This window comes from Psychrobacter immobilis (genome assembly GCF_904846185.1).
Classification (GTDB): Bacteria; Pseudomonadota; Gammaproteobacteria; order Pseudomonadales; family Moraxellaceae; genus Psychrobacter; species Psychrobacter immobilis_B.
The window spans coordinates 57,965-80,410 of sequence record NZ_CAJGZQ010000018.1 but is presented as its reverse complement, the minus strand read 5'-3'; the positions used below and the strand labels follow the sequence as shown (position 1 = coordinate 80,410).

Annotated in this window: 14 protein-coding genes; 13 read left to right on the top strand and 1 reads right to left on the bottom strand. The window is 40.9% G+C overall.

The window, feature by feature from the left end:
* Positions 1 to 208 precede the first annotated feature (208 nt).
* Positions 209 to 1,489: a citrate synthase gene (gene gltA, locus JMW94_RS10695; RefSeq protein ID WP_055123667.1), complete on the bottom strand. Its 1,281-nt coding sequence runs from the start codon at positions 1,487 to 1,489 to the stop codon at positions 209 to 211.
* A gap of 1,029 nt (positions 1,490 to 2,518) precedes the next feature.
* On the opposite strand from gltA, the gene sdhC reads away from it, so the two are divergent.
* From sdhC to JMW94_RS10630, 13 genes are all read left to right on the top strand, one after another.
* Positions 2,519 to 2,905 carry a succinate dehydrogenase, cytochrome b556 subunit gene (sdhC, locus tag JMW94_RS10690; RefSeq protein ID WP_201501781.1) on the top strand — a complete coding sequence of 129 codons (387 nt, stop codon included), beginning with the start codon at positions 2,519 to 2,521 and terminating at the stop codon, positions 2,903 to 2,905.
* Positions 2,906 to 2,925: 20 nt separating this feature from the next.
* Entirely contained in the window at positions 2,926 to 3,312 is a 387-nt protein-coding gene (gene sdhD, locus JMW94_RS10685; RefSeq protein ID WP_227500963.1) for a succinate dehydrogenase, hydrophobic membrane anchor protein, read from the top strand.
* 463 nt (positions 3,313 to 3,775) lie between these two features.
* Entirely contained in the window at positions 3,776 to 5,626 is a 1,851-nt protein-coding gene (gene sdhA / locus JMW94_RS10680) for a succinate dehydrogenase flavoprotein subunit (protein ID WP_087813903.1), read from the top strand.
* Between the two features lie 211 nt (positions 5,627 to 5,837).
* Positions 5,838 to 6,548: a succinate dehydrogenase iron-sulfur subunit gene (locus JMW94_RS10675; RefSeq protein WP_055123743.1), complete on the top strand. Its 711-nt coding sequence runs from the start codon at positions 5,838 to 5,840 to the stop codon at positions 6,546 to 6,548.
* A 506-nt stretch (positions 6,549 to 7,054) separates the two neighbouring features.
* Positions 7,055 to 8,359: an RNA-guided endonuclease InsQ/TnpB family protein gene (locus JMW94_RS10670; RefSeq protein ID WP_087813902.1), complete on the top strand. Its 1,305-nt coding sequence runs from the start codon at positions 7,055 to 7,057 to the stop codon at positions 8,357 to 8,359.
* Positions 8,360 to 9,101: 742 nt separating this feature from the next.
* Positions 9,102 to 11,984: a 2-oxoglutarate dehydrogenase E1 component gene (locus JMW94_RS10665; RefSeq protein ID WP_201604383.1), complete on the top strand. Its 2,883-nt coding sequence runs from the start codon at positions 9,102 to 9,104 to the stop codon at positions 11,982 to 11,984.
* Positions 11,985 to 12,137: 153 nt separating this feature from the next.
* The gene (gene odhB, locus JMW94_RS10660; protein ID WP_045443097.1) at positions 12,138 to 13,379 is read left to right on the top strand and encodes a 2-oxoglutarate dehydrogenase complex dihydrolipoyllysine-residue succinyltransferase; all 1,242 of its coding nucleotides are present in this window, start codon (positions 12,138 to 12,140) and stop codon (positions 13,377 to 13,379) included.
* A gap of 222 nt (positions 13,380 to 13,601) precedes the next feature.
* Positions 13,602 to 15,056: a dihydrolipoyl dehydrogenase gene (gene lpdA, locus JMW94_RS10655; protein ID WP_201604382.1), complete on the top strand. Its 1,455-nt coding sequence runs from the start codon at positions 13,602 to 13,604 to the stop codon at positions 15,054 to 15,056.
* A gap of 156 nt (positions 15,057 to 15,212) precedes the next feature.
* Positions 15,213 to 16,379, top strand: coding sequence for an ADP-forming succinate--CoA ligase subunit beta (gene sucC / locus JMW94_RS10650; protein WP_201604381.1), 1,167 nt, complete (start codon positions 15,213 to 15,215; stop codon positions 16,377 to 16,379).
* Positions 16,380 to 16,531: 152 nt separating this feature from the next.
* Entirely contained in the window at positions 16,532 to 17,407 is an 876-nt protein-coding gene (gene sucD / locus JMW94_RS10645) for a succinate--CoA ligase subunit alpha (RefSeq protein WP_045455414.1), read from the top strand.
* A gap of 99 nt (positions 17,408 to 17,506) precedes the next feature.
* Complete coding sequence (galE, locus tag JMW94_RS10640; protein ID WP_201604380.1) at positions 17,507 to 18,562, top strand: UDP-glucose 4-epimerase GalE; 1,056 nt, start codon at positions 17,507 to 17,509, stop codon at positions 18,560 to 18,562.
* Positions 18,563 to 18,587: 25 nt separating this feature from the next.
* Positions 18,588 to 20,180, top strand: a complete 1,593-nt coding sequence (locus JMW94_RS10635; protein ID WP_201604379.1) for a hypothetical protein — start codon at positions 18,588 to 18,590, stop codon at positions 20,178 to 20,180.
* Between the two features lie 99 nt (positions 20,181 to 20,279).
* The gene (locus tag JMW94_RS10630) at positions 20,280 to 22,445 is read left to right on the top strand and encodes a glycosyltransferase (protein ID WP_201604378.1); all 2,166 of its coding nucleotides are present in this window, start codon (positions 20,280 to 20,282) and stop codon (positions 22,443 to 22,445) included.
* Position 22,446 lies beyond the last annotated feature (1 nt).

Below are 22,446 nucleotides of genomic sequence, written 5' to 3'. Positions count from 1 at the left end.
CGTAGTTTGAGCGTTTTCATGGGGTAATTATGATCTCAATGTATTTGGTTATCAAGGTATGTTCAATCTTAGGTGACAACGGTTGACGCCTGATATCCACGCCCTAGAAGGACGTGGTTTTACGGCGTTTGATGATAAAACAAGAACCATAAAAAATCCCGCACGATGGCGGGATTTTTTATGGTTCTAAAAACTAAAATATAAGTGACTATTTACGGTCTTCAACTTTAACGAAGTCGCGATGCGTTTCACCCGTGTATAACTGACGTGGACGACCGATTTTGAACGGTGTGCTGTGCATCTCTAACCAATGGCTGATCCAACCAGAAGTACGAGCCAATGAGAAGATAACGGTAAACATTGACGTTGGGATACCGATGGCTTTAAGGATAATGCCCGAGTAAAAATCAACGTTTGGATACAAGTTACGCTCAACGAAGAACGGGTCTTCTAAAGCGATTTTCTCAAGTGCCATGGCAAGCTCAAGCTTAGGATCATTGATGCCCAATGCGCCTAATACTTCGTCACAAGTTTCTTTCATTACTTGTGCGCGTGGATCAAAGTTTTTATAAACGCGATGACCAAAGCCCATCAGTTTCACTTCACGGCTCTTCACTTTTTCCATGAATTCAGGCACATTTTCAACTGAACCGATCTCATCTAACATCTCAAGCACGGCTTCGTTCGCGCCGCCATGTGATGGTCCCCAAAGGGCGGCGATACCAGCAGCGATACACGCATAAGGGTTGGCGCCAGTAGAACCAGCTAGACGTACCGTAGACGTTGACGCGTTTTGCTCGTGGTCAGCATGCAAAGTAAAGATTTTGTCCATGGCACGAGTGATGACGTCATTGGTTTGGTAATCAACATCAGCAGGCGTGGCAAACATCATGTATAAGAAGTTTTCAGCATAGCTAAAGTCATTGCGTGGGTACATGAACGGTTCGCCTTGCGAGTATTTATAACTCATCGCAGCAAGCGTTGGCATTTTAGCGATTAGACGGATAGCCGTGATTTCACGATGCTCTTCGTTACTGACGTCTAATGCTTCATGATAAAACGCGGATAAAGCACCAACGACACCAACCATAATGGCCATTGGATGTGCGTCACGGCGGAAGCCTTCAAAGAACTTGCGCAACTGATCATGAACACCCGTATGCTTACGGATTTTTTCAAAGAAATCTGCTTTTTGCTCAGCGTTCGGCAAGTCGCCATGAATCAAGGCATAAGCCACTTCTAAATATTCAGCATTGTTTGCCAATTGATCGATAGGGTAGCCGCGGTGTAGTAGCTCACCTTTACCGCCATCAATATAAGTAATCTTTGATTCAACAGGGGCGGTTACTTTAAAACCAGGGTCATAAGACCAAAATCCTGATTCTTGTAGAGCAGCAATATCTAGAACTGGACGCCCTAAAGTACCTTCGATAATAGGAAACTCGTATTCTTTACCATTGACGGTTAGTTTGGCATTAGTGTCAGCCATAAATTGCTCTCCATTGGTTTTAGCTTGTTAGAATAAAATTACGACAGACGCATACCCTCGGTCTATCGTTAGTCAAATCATAAAAATGTATTTAACTCATTTAATACGCAGGGTATATTAGCAGTAATTACTTATGATTTGAAAAGACTTTTACCATCAATAGCACCAATTGGCACGGTTTAGTCGTGTTTATTCACTGTAATTTTTGTATCAAAATATGTCTGATTGGTTATTTTGCTTAGAAAGCTTGTTTTTATGACAGTAAGTACAGCTACATTATCCGCATAATTTTTAAAGAATTTTACGATAATAATGTAGCAGGTTTGATTAATATTCGGGTTAAAAATAGACAGAGTATGCGTAGCAGACGAATTGAGTTTGGCGCAAATTCCCTCAAAATTGAGCAATTTTGGCAAATACGTATGACCGCTGTCTATTTATTTGTTAACCCAGCGTTTGCCTTTTACTACTTAGGGGATAAATTTGTAATTATCGCCCAGTCATTTTATAATTGTAGGAACTTAACTGGCACTCGCTTTGTGCGAATTGATAAGTGGTCATGATGTAGTGTCGTTTTTCTATTCATACTCGGTTATGGCTGAGTAGCACCAGAGCAACGACGCACTAGGGTTTTGATAGACAATATCTGTAATCCATGGTTTGAATGCTTTTGTTAACTGTTCTATTTTTAAGTTATTAATAAAAGGGCTGTATTGATATCGATGACGGAGTAGCGCTGTCTTTATTGATATGACCAGTAAAAATAGACTAGTTAATCGATCTTACTCATGTTTATTTTCTTTGTTGTATAATAGACGGGTTGTTTTATAGACCTGTCGATTTGACGAGCGATATTAAACAGTTTATCAATACCTTGTACCCCACGATCCTTTCTTCATATTTAGCGCAAACTAAACGAAGTCAGCTAGCTCTTCCTTACTTTATTCGTCTCGTGTGTTGCTCAATGCTTAATCGACATCAGTGATATCAAGCGTTGATAGCAGATACAGGAGTATAACCGCAAAAAGGATGCCCGCTGTGAAAAGCAACCGACCTATTGATCTGCCTTTAAGCCAAGTGATTAGCGTTAATCGCTCACCGATTGCGATCGCCTCTATCTTGCATCGTATCTCTGGCATTATTTTATTTTTATTGATTCCTGTCATGCTGTGGTTACTACAGAACTCATTGGCTTCGGCTGAGAGCTTTGCAACCGTATTTGACAATGTACTTGTGCGCTTCTTAGCATGGATATTTGTTGCTGCGATTGCTTATCACTTTGTGATGGGCATCAAGCACTTATTTGCTGATATGGGCATGAACGAAGAGCTAAAATCTGGTCGCACTGCGTCTATGGTTAGTTTTGTGATTGCAGCGATTCTAATTGTCGCGTCATTTGTATGGGTGATGTTCTAATGATAAAAAATGATTCAGGAATCAAAAGTGCGACTGGTCTGACAGGTTCAGGCTCACGCGATTGGATTATCCAGCGTATTAGCGCTGTCGTTTTAGCCGTTTATAGTGTGGTATTGCTGGGCTTCTTTTTGACGCACGGCGATGTTACTTATCTTGAGTGGTCATCATTTATGACCAGTTTACCTATGCGCCTATTTAGCTTGGTGGCGGTACTTGCCCTAGCTGGTCATGCTTGGGTTGGTATGTGGACCGTGTTCACCGACTATATCACTACTGGCAAATTGGGCTCAAGCGCAGCAGGTTTACGCTTAGTGCTACAGTCATTGATGATTATCGCTATTTTAGTGTTTCTATTTTGGGGCATCATGATTTTTTGGGGTACTGGTTTCGGTGTGGTTGCTGTTTAACGATAGCCAATCCCCTATAATCTGGATACGGTGTCAGGCTCGCTTAGCCTACTATTTGTAGTTCTGGTGACTTGCCCTCCTTGTATCCATATTATATTGAACAGACTATGTATTGATAATATTTATTTATCTGTAACTTGATTTATCTATAAACAATAACGGACGTGACTAGCAAATGTCAAAGTCATCCGTTAGTAGCCAAAAATAGTCATAGCCAATCATAGCGTTGGACATCATTGACTTAGCCAGTCACTTATATAATAGGTGCGCTATGGTTTAGTCAGTGAGCGAACCCAATATAACGATAGATATGCAAATTAGGTGGTTAAAGGTTGTGAGCGTCATTCACTTTGATAATTGCAAATAGTGGCAAGACAATAAAGTGTTTTGTCCAGCAATAGGATGATTTTGAGACAGCCTTTTTATTTACTTCTAAGCATTAATAGGCATTAGGAAAACCGTAATGGCAACTAGACAAGATAATACCATTAGTAATATTAAGACGCTAAACTACGATGCAGTCATCGTTGGTGGTGGCGGCTCAGGTATGCGTGCTTCACTACATTTGGCAGAAGCAGGCATGAAAGTTGCCGTTTTGACCAAAGTATTCCCAACCCGTTCGCACACGGTTGCGGCTCAGGGCGGTATCGGCGCAAGTTTAGGCAACATGAGCAACGATAACTGGCATTTCCACTTTTATGACACCGTTAAAGGGTCAGATTGGTTGGGTGACCAAGACGCGATTGAATACATGTGCCGTGAAGCGCCAAAGGTCGTTTATGAGCTTGAGCACATGGGCATGCCGTTTGACCGTAACGAAGACGGCACAATTTATCAGCGCCCATTTGGTGGTCATACCTCAAACTATGGTGAAAAAGCCGTACAACGTGCATGTGCTGCAGCTGACCGTACGGGTCACGCGCTATTACATACGTTATATCAGAAGAATTTGCAGCAAGGCACTGAGTTCTTTATCGAGTGGATTGCGCTTGATTTGATCAAAGACGAAGCGGGTAATATCAACGGTGTTATCGCGCTTGAGCAAGAGACAGGTACAGTTGCCGTATTCCAATCACCAATTACTGTCCTAGCGACAGGGGGTGCAGGTCGTATCTTCGCCGCTTCTACTAACGCTTATATCAATACTGGTGACGGTATTGGCATGGCCGTTCGTGCTGGTATTCCATTACAAGACATGGAGTTTTGGCAATTCCACCCAACAGGTGTCCACGGTGCAGGCGTACTGTTAACTGAAGGTTGCCGCGGTGAAGGCGCTATCTTACGTAACAAAGATGGCGAAGCGTTCATGGAGCGCTATGCGCCAACCGTGAAAGATTTGGCACCACGTGATTTGGTTTCTCGTTCTATGGATCAAGAGATCAAAGAAGGTCGCGGCTGTGGTCCAAACGCTGACCATATCGTAATGGATATGACCCATTTGGGTGTAGAAACTATCATGAAGCGTTTGCCATCGGTATTTGAGATTGGTAAAAACTTCGCTAACGTTGATATCACCAAAGAGCCAATTCCCGTTATTCCAACCATTCACTATATGATGGGCGGTATTCCAACCACTATCCATGGTCAAGTCATTAAGCCTGATCTAGAAGCAGGTACGGACGAAGACGGTCTATATGCAAAAGGCAACGTGGTTAAAGGTCTTTATGCTATCGGTGAATGTGCTTGTGTCAGTGTTCACGGTGCCAACCGCTTAGGTACCAACTCTTTGCTTGATCTATTGGTATTTGGTCGTGCTGCTGGTAAACATATCGTTGATGAATTCCATCATGCCGATCATAACTATAAGCCTCTAGATCCACGCGTGCTAGATTATACGGTCGGTCGTTTAGACAAGCTACAACAGTCGACTGAAGGCTACAATGCCCAAGACGTGGCTGACGAGATTCGTGCAACCATGCAAGCGCATGCGAGTGTGTTCCGTACGCAAGCGATGATGGACGAAGGCGTTGACAAGATTTTAGCGCTTGGTGACAAGATTGAAAAAATCCATTTGGCTGATAAATCACAAGTATTTAACACAGCGCGCATTGAAGCATTCGAAGTGGCTAACTTGTATGAAGTGGCCAAAGCGACGATGGTATCAGCGGCAATGCGTCACGAAAGCCGTGGTGCTCATAGTGTGTCTGACTATGACCGTCCAGAAGATGATGATTACGCACCAAATGGCCGTAATGACCACGAGTGGATGAAGCATACCTTATGGTATTCTGAAGGCAATCGCATCATTTATAAGCCAGTTCGTAAAGTACCACTAACGGTTGATTATATCGAACCGAAAGTTCGCGTCTACTAATTTTAGACTGCGCAATTTAGCGATACGAACAGCGTAAACGTTTTATTTTTTATTCATTTATTAAAAGGTGACCGCCAGCTACATGCTCATGCCAGCGTGACAATATGGTTAGTTGATATTTGATAATTACTGTCAATATGGGCTAATCAATAGCGCTGATATGCTGCAACCTTTGTATGCCCGCCATCACCTACGTGTGGAGTTTAGCATTATGAGCCGAGGTACTCGCACCATCGAAATCTATCGCTACGATCCTGATCTGGACGCAGCGCCGCGCATGCAAACGTATACGATTGAGTTGCTAGACTCAGATCGTATGTTGCTTGACGTGTTATTACGCCTGAAAAAGGAAGACGAAACACTGACCTTCCGTCGCTCTTGCCGTGAAGGTATTTGTGGCTCTGATGGCATGAACATTAATGGCAAAAATGGTCTAGCGTGTCTCATTAACATGAACACTCTGCCAGAAAAAGTCACGGTTCGTCCATTACCAGGTCTACCTGTTGTTCGCGATTTGGTTGTTGATATGAACCAATTCTATGAGCAATATGAGAAAGTACATCCGTACTTGATCAATGACCAGCCAGCACCGCCGACAGAGCGTTTGCAGTCACCTGAGCAACGCGAAAAGCTAAACGGTTTGTACGAATGTATTCTATGCGCATGCTGTTCAACCAGCTGCCCATCGTTCTGGTGGAACCCTGATAAATTCTTAGGTCCATCAGCACTACTGCACGCTTATCGCTTCGTGGCTGATAGCCGTGATGGTGATACGCAAGCACGTTTGGCGCGCTTAGATGATCCATTTAGCCTATTCCGTTGCCGCGGTATCATGAACTGTGTATCAGTTTGTCCAAAAGGCTTGAACCCAACCAAAGCAATCGGTCATTTACGTAATATGCTCATTGACCAAGCAGGTTAATCGTTTATAATTGTCTATTTTTTTGCAGATAGCGTACGAAAAACACCACCTAATCATTAGGTGGTGTTTTTTATGAACAATAATCTGAGATTCTTTGATTGTCTTTCAGTGCCAGATAGGGCTTATAGAGACGATTATTCGACATGGTTAAAGGTAAGGCTGGGCTATCAATACGTTGGTTGTATGTAAGAAGGCATGATATATACGTCAGCAATCTATCAAAAAAGCGAAATAGGACTCCACCCGACATTAGGGCGGAGGGGAATGTCGCTTAGTATTTATTATATTCGGTGGTGTGTCAAAAAATATGTTGACTAAAATTTGAACAATTTTGAAGCCTTGAAAGCTCTATGGAATCAGAGAAATTAGCATAGACTTCGTATTAAATTTTTTCGTCACCATACTTTTTAGAACACCGCCTTATATTTTTATACAGATTAGTTACTGAAATAAATCGTGTTAATCTTTAGTATTGATAACATGTCAGACGAAAATGAATTGGTGTTATGAAAATCAGTAAAGCGTATAAGTTTAGGCTTGAGCCTAACGCAGAGCAAGAGGTTATCTTAAATAACCTCGTTGGTTCTGCGCGCTTTGTTTGGAATCAAATGCTGGCCATATCGTTTGAGATGTTTGCTAAGAATGAGTTTATTAATGCAACGAATTTGGTTAATAAAATCATGGATATTAAAGCCAATCCTGATTTTGCATTCTTAAAAACAAGCTCCAATGCGGTATCTTTACAACAGAAAGTTCGTGATCTCGCTTCTGCTTGGTCGCGCTTTTTTGACCCTAAAGTTCATGCAAGGCTGAAAGAAAATAACAGAAAACCTAGAAAAACTAAATGCCTCAAGCTTGCCGACGGCACTGAAATCCAACTACGCCCACTCATGCCGCGTTTTAAACGTAAATCAGATGGTCGAGATTCAATCCGCTTGGTTCAGTTTGATAAATATTGCCGCGTTAATGGCAATCGCGTCAAATTACCGAATGGTATTGGCTTGGTGAAGTTTAAAAAATCTCAAGAGATCATAGGTGTCATAAAGAATATCACCATCAGTAAGAAATCCGGCCAATGGTACGTGTCTTTCGGTACGGAGCGTGAGGTTGAAACACCGACCCATCCGTCCAAAACCGCCATTGGTATTGATTTAGGGATTACTAAATTTATCACTACCTCAAACGCTGATATTATTCAGCCCAAAAATAGCTTCAAAGCTAATCAAGTCAAGATAGCAAGGCTACAGCGCCAATTAAGCCGCAAGGTCTTATTTAGTAATAATTGGAAAAAGCAAAACCGTAAAATCCAAAAGCTTCACCATCATATCGCCAATATTCGCCATGACTACTTGCATAAGATCACCACTGACATCAGCAAAAACCACGCCATGATTGTCTGTGAGGATTTGAAGATAGCTAATATGTCGAAATCAGCAAGTGGTACGCTTGAAAACAAAGGTCGCAATGTCAGAGCCAAATCAGGATTGAATAAATCAATTCTTGATCAGGGTTGGGGTATGGCGTTGACTATGCTTGAGTATAAACAGCAGTGGCAAGGTGGATTATTGATCCAAGTAAACCCAAGATTTACTAGCCAAACCTGTTTTGAGTGCAAGCATGTTGCCAAAGAAAATAGACGCACCCAAGCAAAATTTGAGTGCGTTGAATGTGGTTATATTGCGAATGCTGATGTTAATGCAGCTCGTAATATTCTTACGGTAGGACATGCCGTTTTGTCTGTGGAGGGAGGACGCGGTAAAGGTCGCCCGATGAAACAGAAAGCTTGTGACCTTCGTGAGAAAGTCACCTAAGAGCTTTTGCTTTTAGAATCCCACACTTGAGCTTGTCGAAAGTGGCGGGAGTATGTCAAATAATTGGTGTTAGAAAAAAGCATTCACCAAGAGATATTCACCACGTAAAATGTTAGAATAGCGTATTATTTTAATAATTAGTTGTTTTGAAGAGCAGCTATCAGTTGCCACTATTCTGTCTTACTAATAAATTCGTAGTAAACTGGAATGATGTACCTGAAATGATAGTAGATATTCATTACCTAAATAGTTATTATTGAACAAACAAACTATGGCGTAAAACGCTGTCGTGCTACTCTATACAGCAGTGTATGTTCGCTTCAAAAGCAATGATAGCTTGGAAATAACAATATAAGTCAGTGAGAGTAGCCAAATGATAGGCTAGCTGAACGATTCATTAAATGTTTATCTTTAATGAGTTGGTTATCATTGATTTCAGTATATATAAATTAATGTTGTGAAACGAGTAAGATAAGAAAACTGCACGTTCACAAATAATTCTATTTTTAATAATAGGTATTGCAATGAGATTTATTATCACTATGTAGGATGATTGTCTGTATAAGCAAAATGACAGGCACACGTATTACTCTTTTATAGTGATAACTGTAGTTTATAAAGCAGTACTGAATAGAAGACGATTGAGTTTTTATAGCATTAAGTATGTATATATCTAACATACAACAGATTACACAATAATAAGCACGATTCCATTCATTTATCTATCAAATAGACGATTATTATGAATAGTATAACTAAAGAAGCAGCAAGCCTAGGACATACAGAACTGGCTGCTGACAACGCCAGCTATATAGAAGCTCTTTATGAGCAATACCTAAATGACCCTGATAGCGTCGATACCGATTGGCAAACGTATTTTGAACAATACAAATCGCCGAACGATGCACAGCACAACGCTATTAAGGAACAGTTTTTGTTGCTTGCCCGCAACCAAACTGCTAACAAACCTAGCACTTCAGCGCCTGATACAAATACAGGCAATTTAACTGATTGTGCTAATCCTAAGCAAATGGCTGTGCAGCAGCTAATTTCAGCTTATCGCCGCCGTGGTCACCGCCGCGCCAAGCTCGATCCGTTAAATTTACATCCACGTGCTGAAGTGGAAGATTTGACGCTTGCTTATCATAACCTTTCAGAAGCTGATCTTGATACGGTATTTCCTACTAACGATTTAAATATCGGTAAAGACGAAGCGACACTCCGTGAGATCATAGAAATCATGGAGCGTGTGTACTGCCGTTATATCGGTGTTGAATATATGCACGTGACCACCAGCACCGAAAAACGCTGGATGGAAAAATACCTCGAGACCAACCTAGGCTATATCGAATTTGATAAAGAAAAACGCCTATCTATACTTGAGCGCTTAACAGCAGCTGAAGGGTTAGAAAAATACTTGGCACGTAAATATACCGGCGTCAAACGTTTCGGTCTAGAAGGCGGCGAGAGCTTTATCCCAGCCATCAATGAAATCATCCAACGTGCAGGCGGTTATGGCACTAAAGAGATGGTCATTGGTATGGCTCACCGTGGACGCCTAAACCTATTGGTCAATATCTTAGGCAAAAACCCTGCGGATTTGTTTGACGAGTTTGATGGTAAGGTACAGCCAGAAAAAGGCTCAGGCGACGTTAAGTATCATAACGGTTTTTCTTCTAACGTCATGACACCAGGTGGTGAGGCGCATTTGGCTCTAGCCTTTAACCCATCGCACCTTGAAATCGTAGCGCCCGTCTTACAAGGCTCGGTACGTGCACGTCAAGTTCGCCGTAACGATCTGCCGTTTATGGACAAAGGCGGTAACTCAGTGCTGCCAATCGTCGTCCATGGTGATGCTGCTTTTGCCGGTCAGGGTGTGGTTCAAGAAACCTTCCAGATGTCACAGACGCGTGGTTATACCACGGGTGGTACGGTTCATATCGTGATCAACAACCAAGTCGGCTTTACGACCAGCCGTCAAGCAGACGCACGCTCAACCGAGTACTGTACTGATGTGGCCAAGATGGTGCATGCACCTATCTTACACGTCAACGGCGATGACCCTGAGTCTGTGGTGTTTGCTGCGCAATTGGCACTAGACTACCGTCATGAGTTTGGCAAAGACATCATCATTGATTTGTTCTGCTATCGCCGTAACGGTCACAACGAAGCCGACGAGCCATCAGCGACGCAGCCTTTGATGTATGCAGTTATCAAAAAACTGCCTACGACGCGTACTATCTACGCACAAAAACTCATCGCCGATGGCGTCCTTAGCGCAGAAGAAGCAAAACAGTACGAAGATGACTACCGTGAGTCGCTAGACCGTGGTGATTATGTCGCCAGCTCATTGGTCAGCAAGCCAAACGAAGCGTTATTTGTCGATTGGAAGCCCTACCTAGGTCATGATTTGGTCGATGAATGGGATACCAGCGTCGATATCGAAAAATTAAAAGAGTATGGCCGCCGTATGGCGCAAATGCCAGAAGGCTATAAGCTACAGCGCCAAGTACAAAAAGTGGTCGATCAGCGTCTAGCCATGCAAACAGGCGAAGAGCCATTGAACTGGGGCGCCGCTGAAACCTTGGCCTATGCGTCATTGGTCGATCATGACAATGTCTTGGTTCGTATCACTGGTGAAGATGTCGGCCGTGGTACTTTCTCGCATCGTCATACTGAGATCTACAACGTCAATGACGGCAGCATGTATGTGCCTTTATCACATATCAGCGAAAACCAAGCATGTTTTGCCACTTATAACTCGTTGTTGTCAGAAGAAGCGGTACTGGCCTTTGAATACGGCTATGCAACCACCGTACCCAACGCGCTCATCGTTTGGGAAGCGCAGTTTGGCGACTTCGTCAACGGCGCGCAAGTGGTGATTGATCAGTTTATCTCAAGCGGCGAGACCAAATGGCAGCGCGTTTGTGGTCTGACCATGCTGTTGCCACATGGCTATGAAGGTCAAGGCCCTGAGCATTCATCAGCACGTCTTGAGCGTTTCTTGCAGCTATGTGCCGAAGACAACATGCAAGTGATTACCCCAACGACACCTGCACAGATCTATCATGCGCTACGTCGTCAAGCGGTTCGCCCAATTCGTAAGCCATTGATTGTCATGTCACCGAAGAGCTTACTACGTCATAAGCTGGCCACTTCAAATCTTGAAGAGCTGGCGAATGGTAAGTTTGAGACGGTATTGCCAGAGATGGATCAGCAAAATGCCGACAACGTAACGCGCATGGTGCTATGTGGCGGTAAAGTTTACTATGACCTATTAGAGCAACGCCGTGCGCTAGGTTTGGATCATGTTGCGATTGTGCGTATTGAGCAGCTTTATCCATTACCAGAAGAGCGTTTGATTGCTGAGATTGAAAAATACAGCAACTTGGCTGAGATCGTTTGGACACAAGAAGAGCCGCTGAACCAAGGCGCTTGGTATTATTTAGCACCGCATATGTTCCGTATCGTCGTACCACACCCAACCAAGGCGAAAGTCATGGAGCCAGTGGCGCGTCCTGCGAGTGCAGCACCTGCCACAGGGTCACCGAAACTGCATGCTCAGCAGCAGCAAGCGTTGATCGCTGGTGGTCTTGGTATCAGTGTCGATGAGTTGGCTAAGTAACAGATTATTGAAGATAAATGAATCAGGCGATAACAGTCAGTATGTTGTAATAAAATCTAGATAGTATTATCTAAGATCGCTATGCAAGATGGCACTGACTGCCTATCACGACTTAATAACAAATATGAATATCCCAATCTAAGGAGTATATCGATGGCTGATATCAAAGCCCCCGTTTTTCCAGAATCAGTTGCCGACGGTACTATCGTTGAGTGGCATGTCACTGAAGGTCAGCAAGTCAATCGTGATGACCTATTGGCTGAAATCGAAACTGATAAAGTCGTATTAGAAGTTGTAGCGCCTGATAACGGCGTTGTGACCAAAATCGTTAAGCAGGTTGATGATACCGTGTTGTCTGACGAGATCATTGGTCAATTCGAAGCTGGTGCAAGCGCCAGTGCAGATAATGCTCCTGCGGTAGATCCAGATCAACCAGCAGCGCCAGTACAAGCCAAGCAAGCAGCAGATGGTGGCGAGCCTGTCCAAGCAACAGATAAGAAAGACGAAGCGGATCATAAAGATCAAAGCCCAGCAGTTCGCAAAGCAGCGAAAGAGTCTGGCGTTGATCCTAAAGAAGTGGAAGGTAGTGGTCGCGGCGGTCGTGTGACCAAAACGGATATGGCTAACCCAACATTGAAAGCAGACAGCAGCATCAAATCTGATAGCGGCCGTCCAGTGGCTGAATCAATGGGTGAGCGTACTGAAAAACGTGTGCCAATGACGCGTCTACGTAAGACAGTCGCCAATCGTCTGCTAGCAGCTTCACAAGAAACGGCGATGCTAACGACGTTTAACGAAGTGAACATGAAGCCATTAATGGACATGCGCGCTAAATATAAAGACCAGTTCGAAAAACGTCATGGCGTACGTTTAGGCTTCATGTCATTGTTCGTGAAAGCGGCAACCGAAGCACTTAAACGCTTCCCAGCCGTAAACGCGTCACTAGACGGTGATGACATTGTTTATCATGGTTTCTACGATATCGGCGTTGCTGTATCATCTGATCGTGGTCTGGTTGTTCCAGTATTGCGTGATACCGATCGCATGAGCATGGCGGATGTTGAAAGCCGTATTCGTGAGCTTGGTGGTTTGGCTCAAAAAGGTAAACTTGGCCTAGACGACATGACTGGCGGTACTTTCACGATTTCAAATGGTGGCGTATTTGGTTCATTGATGTCAACGCCTATTTTGAACCCACCACAAACGGCTATCCTAGGCATGCACGCTATCAACGACCGCCCAATGGCAGTTGATGGTAAAGTTGAAATCTTGCCAATGATGTATCTTGCCCTCTCTTATGACCATCGTATGATTGATGGTAAAGAAGCGGTACAGTTCTTAGTTACCATTAAAGAATTGGTTGAAGATCCAGCCATGTTGCTATTAGACCTGTAAGCTTTTAAGCTTGTATTGGCAACCGCTGATACAAGCTTTTTAACTTTAGTCTAAATAGTGGTGCTCGTTGTTTATTAATATATAAGAATGCTTCGCTGATGTGGTGTATTTACCATAAAGTAGAATCATGTTGAGTCAAAAATATGCTTATATATTAATGAGATAATCCTCAGTTTGAATGATACTTACAATTAGAACGATAATTAGAAATAGGAACGTACTATGAAAGACAATTATGATTTAGTCGTCATCGGCGGCGGTCCTGGTGGTTATGAAGCCGCTATCCGTGCAGGTCAGTTAGGTATGAGCGTTGCTTGTATCGAAAAACGTGTTTATAAAGGCGAGCCAGCACTTGGCGGCACTTGCTTGAACGTAGGTTGCATCCCATCAAAAGCGTTACTTGATAGCTCACATCGTTATGAAGCGACTAAGCATGACCTTGCTGAACATGGTATCAGCACCGGTGATGTTGCTATCGATGTCGAGCAAATGATTGCGCGTAAAGAAGGCATCGTTAAGCAATTGACGGGTGGCGTTGCTGCACTATTAAAAGGCAATGGCGTTGACTGGCTACAAGGCTGGGGTACGTTGGTTGACGGCAAAGGCGCTGATAAAAAAGTTAAGTTTACCGCGCTTGCAGATGAAGTAGAAACGACCATCACTGCTAAAAACGTGATTCTTGCGGCAGGTTCTGTGCCGATCGATATCCCCGTTGCTAAAACTGATGGCGATCGTATCGTTGACTCTACTGGCGCCCTTGATTTCACTGCTGTACCTAAACGCTTGGGCGTTATTGGTGCTGGTGTTATCGGTCTTGAGCTTGGTTCAGTATGGCGTCGTCTAGGTAGTGAAGTAGTTGTTTATGAAGCATTGCCAAGTTTCTTAGCTGCCGCTGATAAAGACATCGCTAAAGAAGCGGGCAAAATACTGAAGAAGCAAGGTCTTGATATCCGTGTTGATACCAAAGTTACCAATGCTGAAGTACAAGGTGATCAAGTTGTCGTTACTAGCGAAAGCAAAGGCGAGTCATCTGAAGAAAGCTTCGACAAACTGATCGTTTGTGTTGGTCGCCGTGCATACTCTGAGAAACTGCTTGGTGATGACAGTGGTATTAAGCTAACTGAACGTGGCCTGATTGACGTGAATGATCAATGTAAAACCAATCTTGATGGTGTTTATGCCATCGGTGATTTGGTTCGTGGTCCAATGCTTGCGCATAAAGCGATGGAAGAAGGCATGATGGCCGTTGAGCGCATTCATGGTGAAAAAGCCCAAGTTAATTATGACACGATCATTAACGTCATCTATACCCATCCAGAAATCGCATGGGTTGGTTTGACTGAGCAAGAAGCTGAAGCCGCTGGTTTTGAGGTCAAAACAGGTTCATTCAACCTAGCAGCGAACGGCCGTGCATTGGCTCAAAGCGAAGCAGAAGGCTCTATCAAAGTCGTGGCTGATGCTAAAACAGATCGTCTATTAGGTATGCATGCTATCTCTGCTGGTGCTGGTGATATCGTCCATCAAGGTATGATCGCGATGGAATTTGTCTCTAGTATCGAAGATCTGCAGTTGATGACTTTTGCTCATCCAACCATTTCAGAAGCCGTGCATGAAGCTGCTCTGTCTGCTGATGGCCGTGCTATTCACGCCATTCAGCGTAAAAAGCGTAAGAAATAAGTCGTTATTTTGATCAGTACCAACTTATAACCTGATCGCGGTGGGGTTGTTATGGCTTCCACCACGGTCATGAGTGCGCCATATGCTTGTCTAATATGTATATACGCGCACTTGTTTTCACTTTTTATTAATTGTAAAAAATAAAGGATACAATCAATGAATTTACATGAGTATCAAGCAAAAGAGCTATTAAAAAGCTACGGTTTGCCGATTCAAGAAGGCATTATTGCCTATAACGGCGACGAAGCTGCTGCTGCTTTTGATAAAACGCCAACAGACATTGCGGTTATTAAAGCGCAAGTACATGCTGGTGGTCGCGGTAAAGCGGGTGGCGTAAAGCTGGTTAAAACTCGTGAAGAAGCCAAGCAAGTTGCTGAAGAGCTAATCGGTACCAATTTGGTTACTTTCCAAACTGACGCTGATGGTCAACCAGTTAACTTCGTATTGGTTGCAGAAGATATGTATCCAGTACAAACTGAGCTATATCTTGGTGCAGTCGTTGATCGTTCTACGCGTCGCGTAACGTTCATGGCATCAACCGAAGGCGGCGTTGATATCGAAGAAGTCGCACACAACACACCAGAGAAAATCTTTAAAGTAAACGTTGATCCTTTAGTTGGTTTGATGCCTTTCCAAGCACGTGATGTGGCATTCAAACTAGGTTTAGAAGGCAAGCAAATCAATCAATTCGTTAAATTGATGACAGGCGCGTATCAAGCATTTATCGATAACGATTTTGCCTTGTTAGAAATCAACCCATTAGCCGTTCGTGAAAATGGCGAAATCGTTTGTGTTGATGGCAAAATTGGTATCGATTCAAACGCACTGTATCGTCTGCCTAAAATCGCAGCACTACAAGACAAGTCACAAGAAAATGAGCGTGAGCTTAAAGCGGCTGAGTTTGACCTAAACTATGTTGCGCTAGAAGGCAATATCGGTTGTATGGTTAACGGTGCTGGTCTTGCTATGGCGACCATGGATATCATCAAATTGTACGGCGGCAAGCCTGCTAACTTCTTGGACGTTGGCGGCGGCGCAACTAAAGATCGCGTTGTCGAAGCATTCAAGATCATTCTTGAAGACAGCAGCGTTGAAGGTGTTTTAATCAACATCTTCGGTGGTATCGTACGTTGTGACATGATTGCAGAAGCGATTATCGCTGCTATCAAAGAAGTTGACGTAAAAGTACCTGTTGTTGTCCGTCTAGAGGGTAACAACGCTGAAAAAGGCGCGCAAATCCTAGAAGAGTCTGGTCTGAAATTGATTTCTGCCCAAGGCCTATCAGATGCGGCTCAAAAAATTGTCGATGCTGTTAAAGCTTAATATATCTGAGGCATAGTCCTCTAAATATACGTGCTTAAGCATAGTAGTCAACGCGTAATAGCAGCTTGTTGATATGAATTTATCATTAACATTTAATGGATAACACATCATCAAGTGGCTATTGCAAGACAACCGAATACAAGGAATAAATAATGAGTGTATTAATCGATAAAGATACCAAAGTATTGGTACAAGGTTTCACTGGTAAAAATGGTACGTTTCACTCTGAACAAGCGATTGAGTACGGTACTAAAGTCGTCGGCGGCGTAACGCCAGGTAAAGGCGGTCAAACGCATTTAGGCCTACCAGTATTTAACACGATGGCAGAAGCTATGGAAGCCACCCAAGCTGACGCTTCTGTTATCTATGTACCAGCACCATTTGTACTAGATTCTATCGTTGAAGCGGTAGATGCTGGTGTTAAATTGATTATCGTTATTACTGAAGGCGTGCCTACTTTAGACATGCTAAAAGCAAAACGTTATATCGAAGAAGCTGAAGGTGTACGCATGGTTGGTCCTAACTGCCCAGGTGTTATCACGCCAGGTCAGTGCAAAATTGGTATCATGCCAGGTCATATCCATTTGCCAGGTAAAGTGGGTATCATCTCACGCTCTGGCACATTGACTTATGAAGCCGTTGCTCAGACCACTAAGCTTGGTTTTGGTCAATCAACTTGTATCGGTATCGGTGGCGATCCTATCCCTGGTATGAACCAGATTGATGCGTTGAAACTGTTCCAAGAAGATCCGCAAACTGAAGCGATCATCCTAATCGGTGAGATCGGTGGTACTGCTGAAGAAGAAGCCGCTGCTTATATCAAAGACCATGTGACTAAGCCAGTTGTTGGTTATATCGCTGGTGTTACCGCTCCAGAAGGCAAGCGTATGGGTCATGCTGGTGCAATCATCTCTGGTGGTCAAGGTACTGCTGAAGAGAAATTCAAAGCCTTCGAAGATGCTGGCATCGCGTATACGCGTGACCCATCTAAGCTTGGCGAGAAGCTAAAAGAAGTTACCGGTTGGTAAGATAGGCATAAGTCTACAGTTTAACTACCAAAACTGCATTGCAAAGAAACAAAGACACCCCTACAATGGGGTGTCTTTTTTTGTCCCGAAAATAAATTTATGAAAAACAAGATACTAGTCACAGGTGGTGCTGGCTATATTGGCACACACACCTGTATCGCACTGCATGAAGCTGGCTATGAGATGGTCGTATACGACAACTTATCTAATAGTAGTCGTGAAGCAATCAATCGTGTCTCGGCTCTCATTGGTCAGCCTATTGAATTTATCGAAGGCGATATTCGCGATGCTGAGTCACTTAGACAAGTGTTTTTATCTCATCAGTTCTTCGGTGTCATTCATTTTGCAGGATTAAAGGCCGTTGGTGAATCTGTCGCCAAGCCACTGCTATACTACAATAACAACGTCAGTGGTACCATTACCTTACTAGAAGTTATGGCAGAGTATGATGTCAAAAACCTCGTTTTTTCGTCATCTGCCACTGTTTATGGCGACCCTGAAATCCTACCTATCGATGAGAATTCAACACGTTCTTGCACCAACCCTTATGGACAAAGCAAACTTGCCGTCGAGCACATATTAGAAGACCTTGCTGTATCCGATGACAGTTGGAACCTGATTCCTCTTAGATACTTTAATCCAGTAGGCGCACATCCATCAGGGAAAATTGGCGAAGACCCGAATGACATTCCGAATAATTTGATGCCTTATATCTCTCAAGTGGCTGTAGGCAAACTTGAAAAACTCAGTATCTTTGGGCATGACTATCCTACAATAGATGGGACAGGTGTCCGTGACTTTATCCATGTCACTGATCTGGCACAAGGTCACGTTGCTGCGCTGAATTATTTAGAAGGTCAAATAAATACAGGAAAAAGAGATTCAGTAGGATTTTTACCGATTAATTTAGGCACTGGCAAAGGCACTTCTGTATTAGAGTTAGTAACGGCATTTTCTAAAGTATCTGGACAACCAATTCCTTATAAATTTGCAGAACGCCGCGCAGGTGACATAGCCAGCTGCTACGCGAGTGCTGATAAAGCGAAAAACCTGTTAGAGTGGCAAGCAAAATTATCAATTACTGAAATGTGCCAAGATACGTGGCGTTGGCAAAGTATGAATCCGAATGGATACTATATAATTACAAACAATTAAATACAGTCAAAAGGATATTTATCAAATGAGTATTATTGTGCAATGTGGTCACGAGTTAACACTTTCTGAAGAATTAATAGGTAAATTAAATGAAAAAGGATTAAGTGAGCCACTTAAGTCATCTAGAACAGATCTGTCTTCTACAGATGTAGCAATAGCATTAGATAAAATATATAAAAAGACTTCGAAGTTGATAGATAATAAGCTTGCTGAATCAGTTGCAATTGATTTTTTATTAACTAATTTAGAAATAGAAAGCTGGGGATGGAATAGTAGTAAAAATTTGTCAGCCTTATATTTTTGGGAATGGTTAGAACCTAATTGCAAGTTTGTACTAGTTTTTGATCATCCTAGTGAAATATTTAGGTATGCAGTGAAAAATGACCTTTCACAAGATTCATTAAATAATATGATAAAGGAATGGATGGTTTTTCAAAAAGAATTATTAAGATTTTTTTCTGATAACAAAGATAAATGCGTATTACTGGAAGGCAGTGCAGCCTTAAGAAACATTAAAGCTACAGAAAAATGTATAAAAAGTATTGCTCCCGAAATAATTTTTAATCATCGAAAGACGGTGCTCAATAGAGAAACTATAAGAGAAAAAGAACTTATGAGTAATATCGAGAGTTCTAATCTACAAGAAGTATTAATTGATAAGTTATCATATGAATTATTGAATGAGTATCCAGAATTAATTGATATATTTGAAAAGTTAGTAACAGAATCCAGTATTAAGTTGGATAAGGATTCGATAGGTAAAGGGCTCTCAAGGCAAGAAGATATTTATTCTATTATAAAAGAAATAGGTGTTATGAACAACGATAGTGATATTATAGATAGCTTGGAAACAGAGCTAAGTAAAAAAGAAAGTAAGATAGTAGAGTTAAAGAAATTACTAAATTCTAGTGAAAGTATTAATAAAGAACAAGCTGACTTAATAAAAGTATTGGAAACAAGAGTTAAAAATAGTTTTAATGAGTTAGATCAGAAAAATACCGTTGCTGCGCCTATAGATGATGATAAATATAAGGTACGTGATTTACAAAAAGAAAATAAAATCATCTTAAATCAACTTTATTTAGTCCAAAAGGAATTAGAGTACTATTTTAATTTGAAAGTAACTAAAGATACTCAGGATACTCAAATTATCAAAAATCTTAAAAATGATGCAAAGGTTATCAAGGATAATGATTCTCAGGCAGTACATGATTTGCAAAATCTTGAAAAATCTGAAGATGCTATTACACGTGAGGTACCAAAAGCAATACCATTTGGTGTAGAAAAAAGAGTTAAAATGGAGCTTCCTTATAGAATTGGAGCTTCTATAATCAAAAATTCTAAGTCTAGAAGAGGTCTTCTAACCATTCCTAAAGCTATAGCTATGGAATATATTGATTATAATAAAAATATTACTATGATAAATAGTTTACCTTCTCTTGAGGAGTATGGGGACTTCGCCAAAGCTGAAGAAATTAAGCAGCACCTTTCTTATCAGATCGGAGAAATAGTAGCAGAAAGCATAAAAGAGCCTAAAAAAATTATAACTGCACCTATCAAAATAGGAAACCGAATATTGTTTTTCAAAAAGGCTCAGTTTATTAAAAAGAATAAATAAAATTTTGTGTTTAGAAGCTTTTTATTCAAGATTTTGATAGAGAGAATAATGTTATTTAAGTTGGTTTTAATCCAATCATAGACTTTATTAGAGGTGAATGTGGAAACGGTAGACAATGCTTTCAATAAGTATATAAACAAAAATTATTTAGAGTCGTACTTTAAATATAAGTATCTTCAAATATTCCACAAAAGCAAGGCCTTTGAAGCTAATATTTTATTAGCTAAAAAGCACTTACCAATATTAGATGAATCTTGTTTAGATTATATTCTAAAATCTAATGGAATCGAGTGTGTGTATGTTCTAAATCTTGAGCAACGTTTAGATAGAAGAATAAAGGTTCTCCGAGAGTTTAGTAAAATAGGTATAGATCCAACAATCATTAAAGCTGTAGATGCAGAAATTGATAAAGATGTTGATAAAAGATTTCGTAATTTTATGGAGGCTAAATCACATGTTGGTGAATATACATCTCACATAAAAGAGGAAAAGTTACGACGTATAAAGAAAAATATTCATAGAGGAGCTTTTGGGTATTTAATGACTCAAAAGAAAATATTTAAAGATGCTATCAAAAAAGGTTATAACAAGGTTTGTGTGTTTGATGATGATATTTTCTTCACTGAGAATTTTGAGCCAGATTTAAAGTTTGTACTCGAAAAACTTAATGGAAATTATAAAATTATTATGTTGGGAGCTTCTGATTATCATTTAGATGAAAACAAAGAATTCGGAAAAAGTGTACAAGAGCAGATCTTATATAATCCTATTCCAGGTAGAACCTTAGGTAGCTTCGGCGCTATCTATGATTCTTCCATTTTCGAAGAGGTTATAAAAGCTATTGACTCAAATCTTGGTACATTTGACAATGTTGTTTTAGGCCATCTATTTAATAAATACAATGAAGACTGTTATGTTATTAATCCCAATATTTGCATACCTTGTGTAGAAGAAAGTGACATCAGAAAAGATAACAGAGAGCAGCAAGCTCATTCTGAAAAGATGAACTGGGACATATCAAATTTTAAAGAGTATAAAAGGGATGTTAAATACTCTTTTATACTCAATAGCATAGAACAGATACAGATGGTGAAGAAATTAAATACTTCACTATTAAATTATACTTCATTAAATCTTTTTTATATATCAAAAGACGGGTTGAGGAGCTTAATATTAGGTAGAGATGTTTTAGATGAAGGTTTTCTAAAAAATGATTTAATTGATATATCTAACTATTCACAAGAAAAAACCCAGAAGTATGTTGAGAATATTCCCTATTCAGATTTTTTGTTTATTCTCGATAATAGTTATGAACTAACGACAAAATCTTTAAAATTTTTGATCCAAGATGTTTTTCGAAGCAATAGAAAAACTCTGAATAGTAATTATAAGGTTATTCTAAACTCTGGTAAGGTTTTGCAAAATACGTTGACCTCAATAATTATTCCATGCTACAGAAAATTTGAAAAATGCTGGCCTTCAATAGAGTCAGCACTACAGGTGCATGGTAATGTAGAAGTTTTGATTATCAATGATAACCCTGAAAATATGAACTTTGAAAATGACTTATCAGTAAAGCTGCAAAATAAAAATATTAGAAAAAATATAGTAGTGTACTCTCACAAACGTAACCGTGGCGCTTCAGCTGCTCGTAATACAGGTCTTTGGCTATCAAATGGTGAGTTTGTTTGCTTTCTTGATGACGATGATATTTATTTAAAAGAACGAGTGGAAAAATCAGTAAATATTTTAAAGGATACTAAGGAAACTATAGGTTCGGTCTACTGTGGATTTTCTGGTGGTGGGCATGATAAGCATGATTCCGAAAGATTCAAAAGTGGTAACCTTTTTAATGATATTATTTCAATTGATTATCTAAAACATTATATAAATACTGATACCAAAACTTATAAAAGAAGTGCCATTATAAAGTTAGGTGGATTTAATGAAACCTATCGAAGGCATCAAGACATTGAGCTAAATTCTCGTTTTTTCAAGCTATATAATACTGTAGCTATAAAAAGTTATGATGTAAAAATCAGACCTGAAAAACAACAGCCGACTTTTACTGCTAATTACGATAATATATTCTCGCTAAAAAGAAAGTTTATATCTGATTTTAAAGAAGATATTAGTCATCTAGATAAAATCACACAGGATAATCTAATTCACAATCATGCAAAGGATATCCATAAAAGGATTGCTAACCCTGATGAGAGAAATCTTATTAAAATAAAAAATCAGTTAAAAGAAATATTGGACTAAC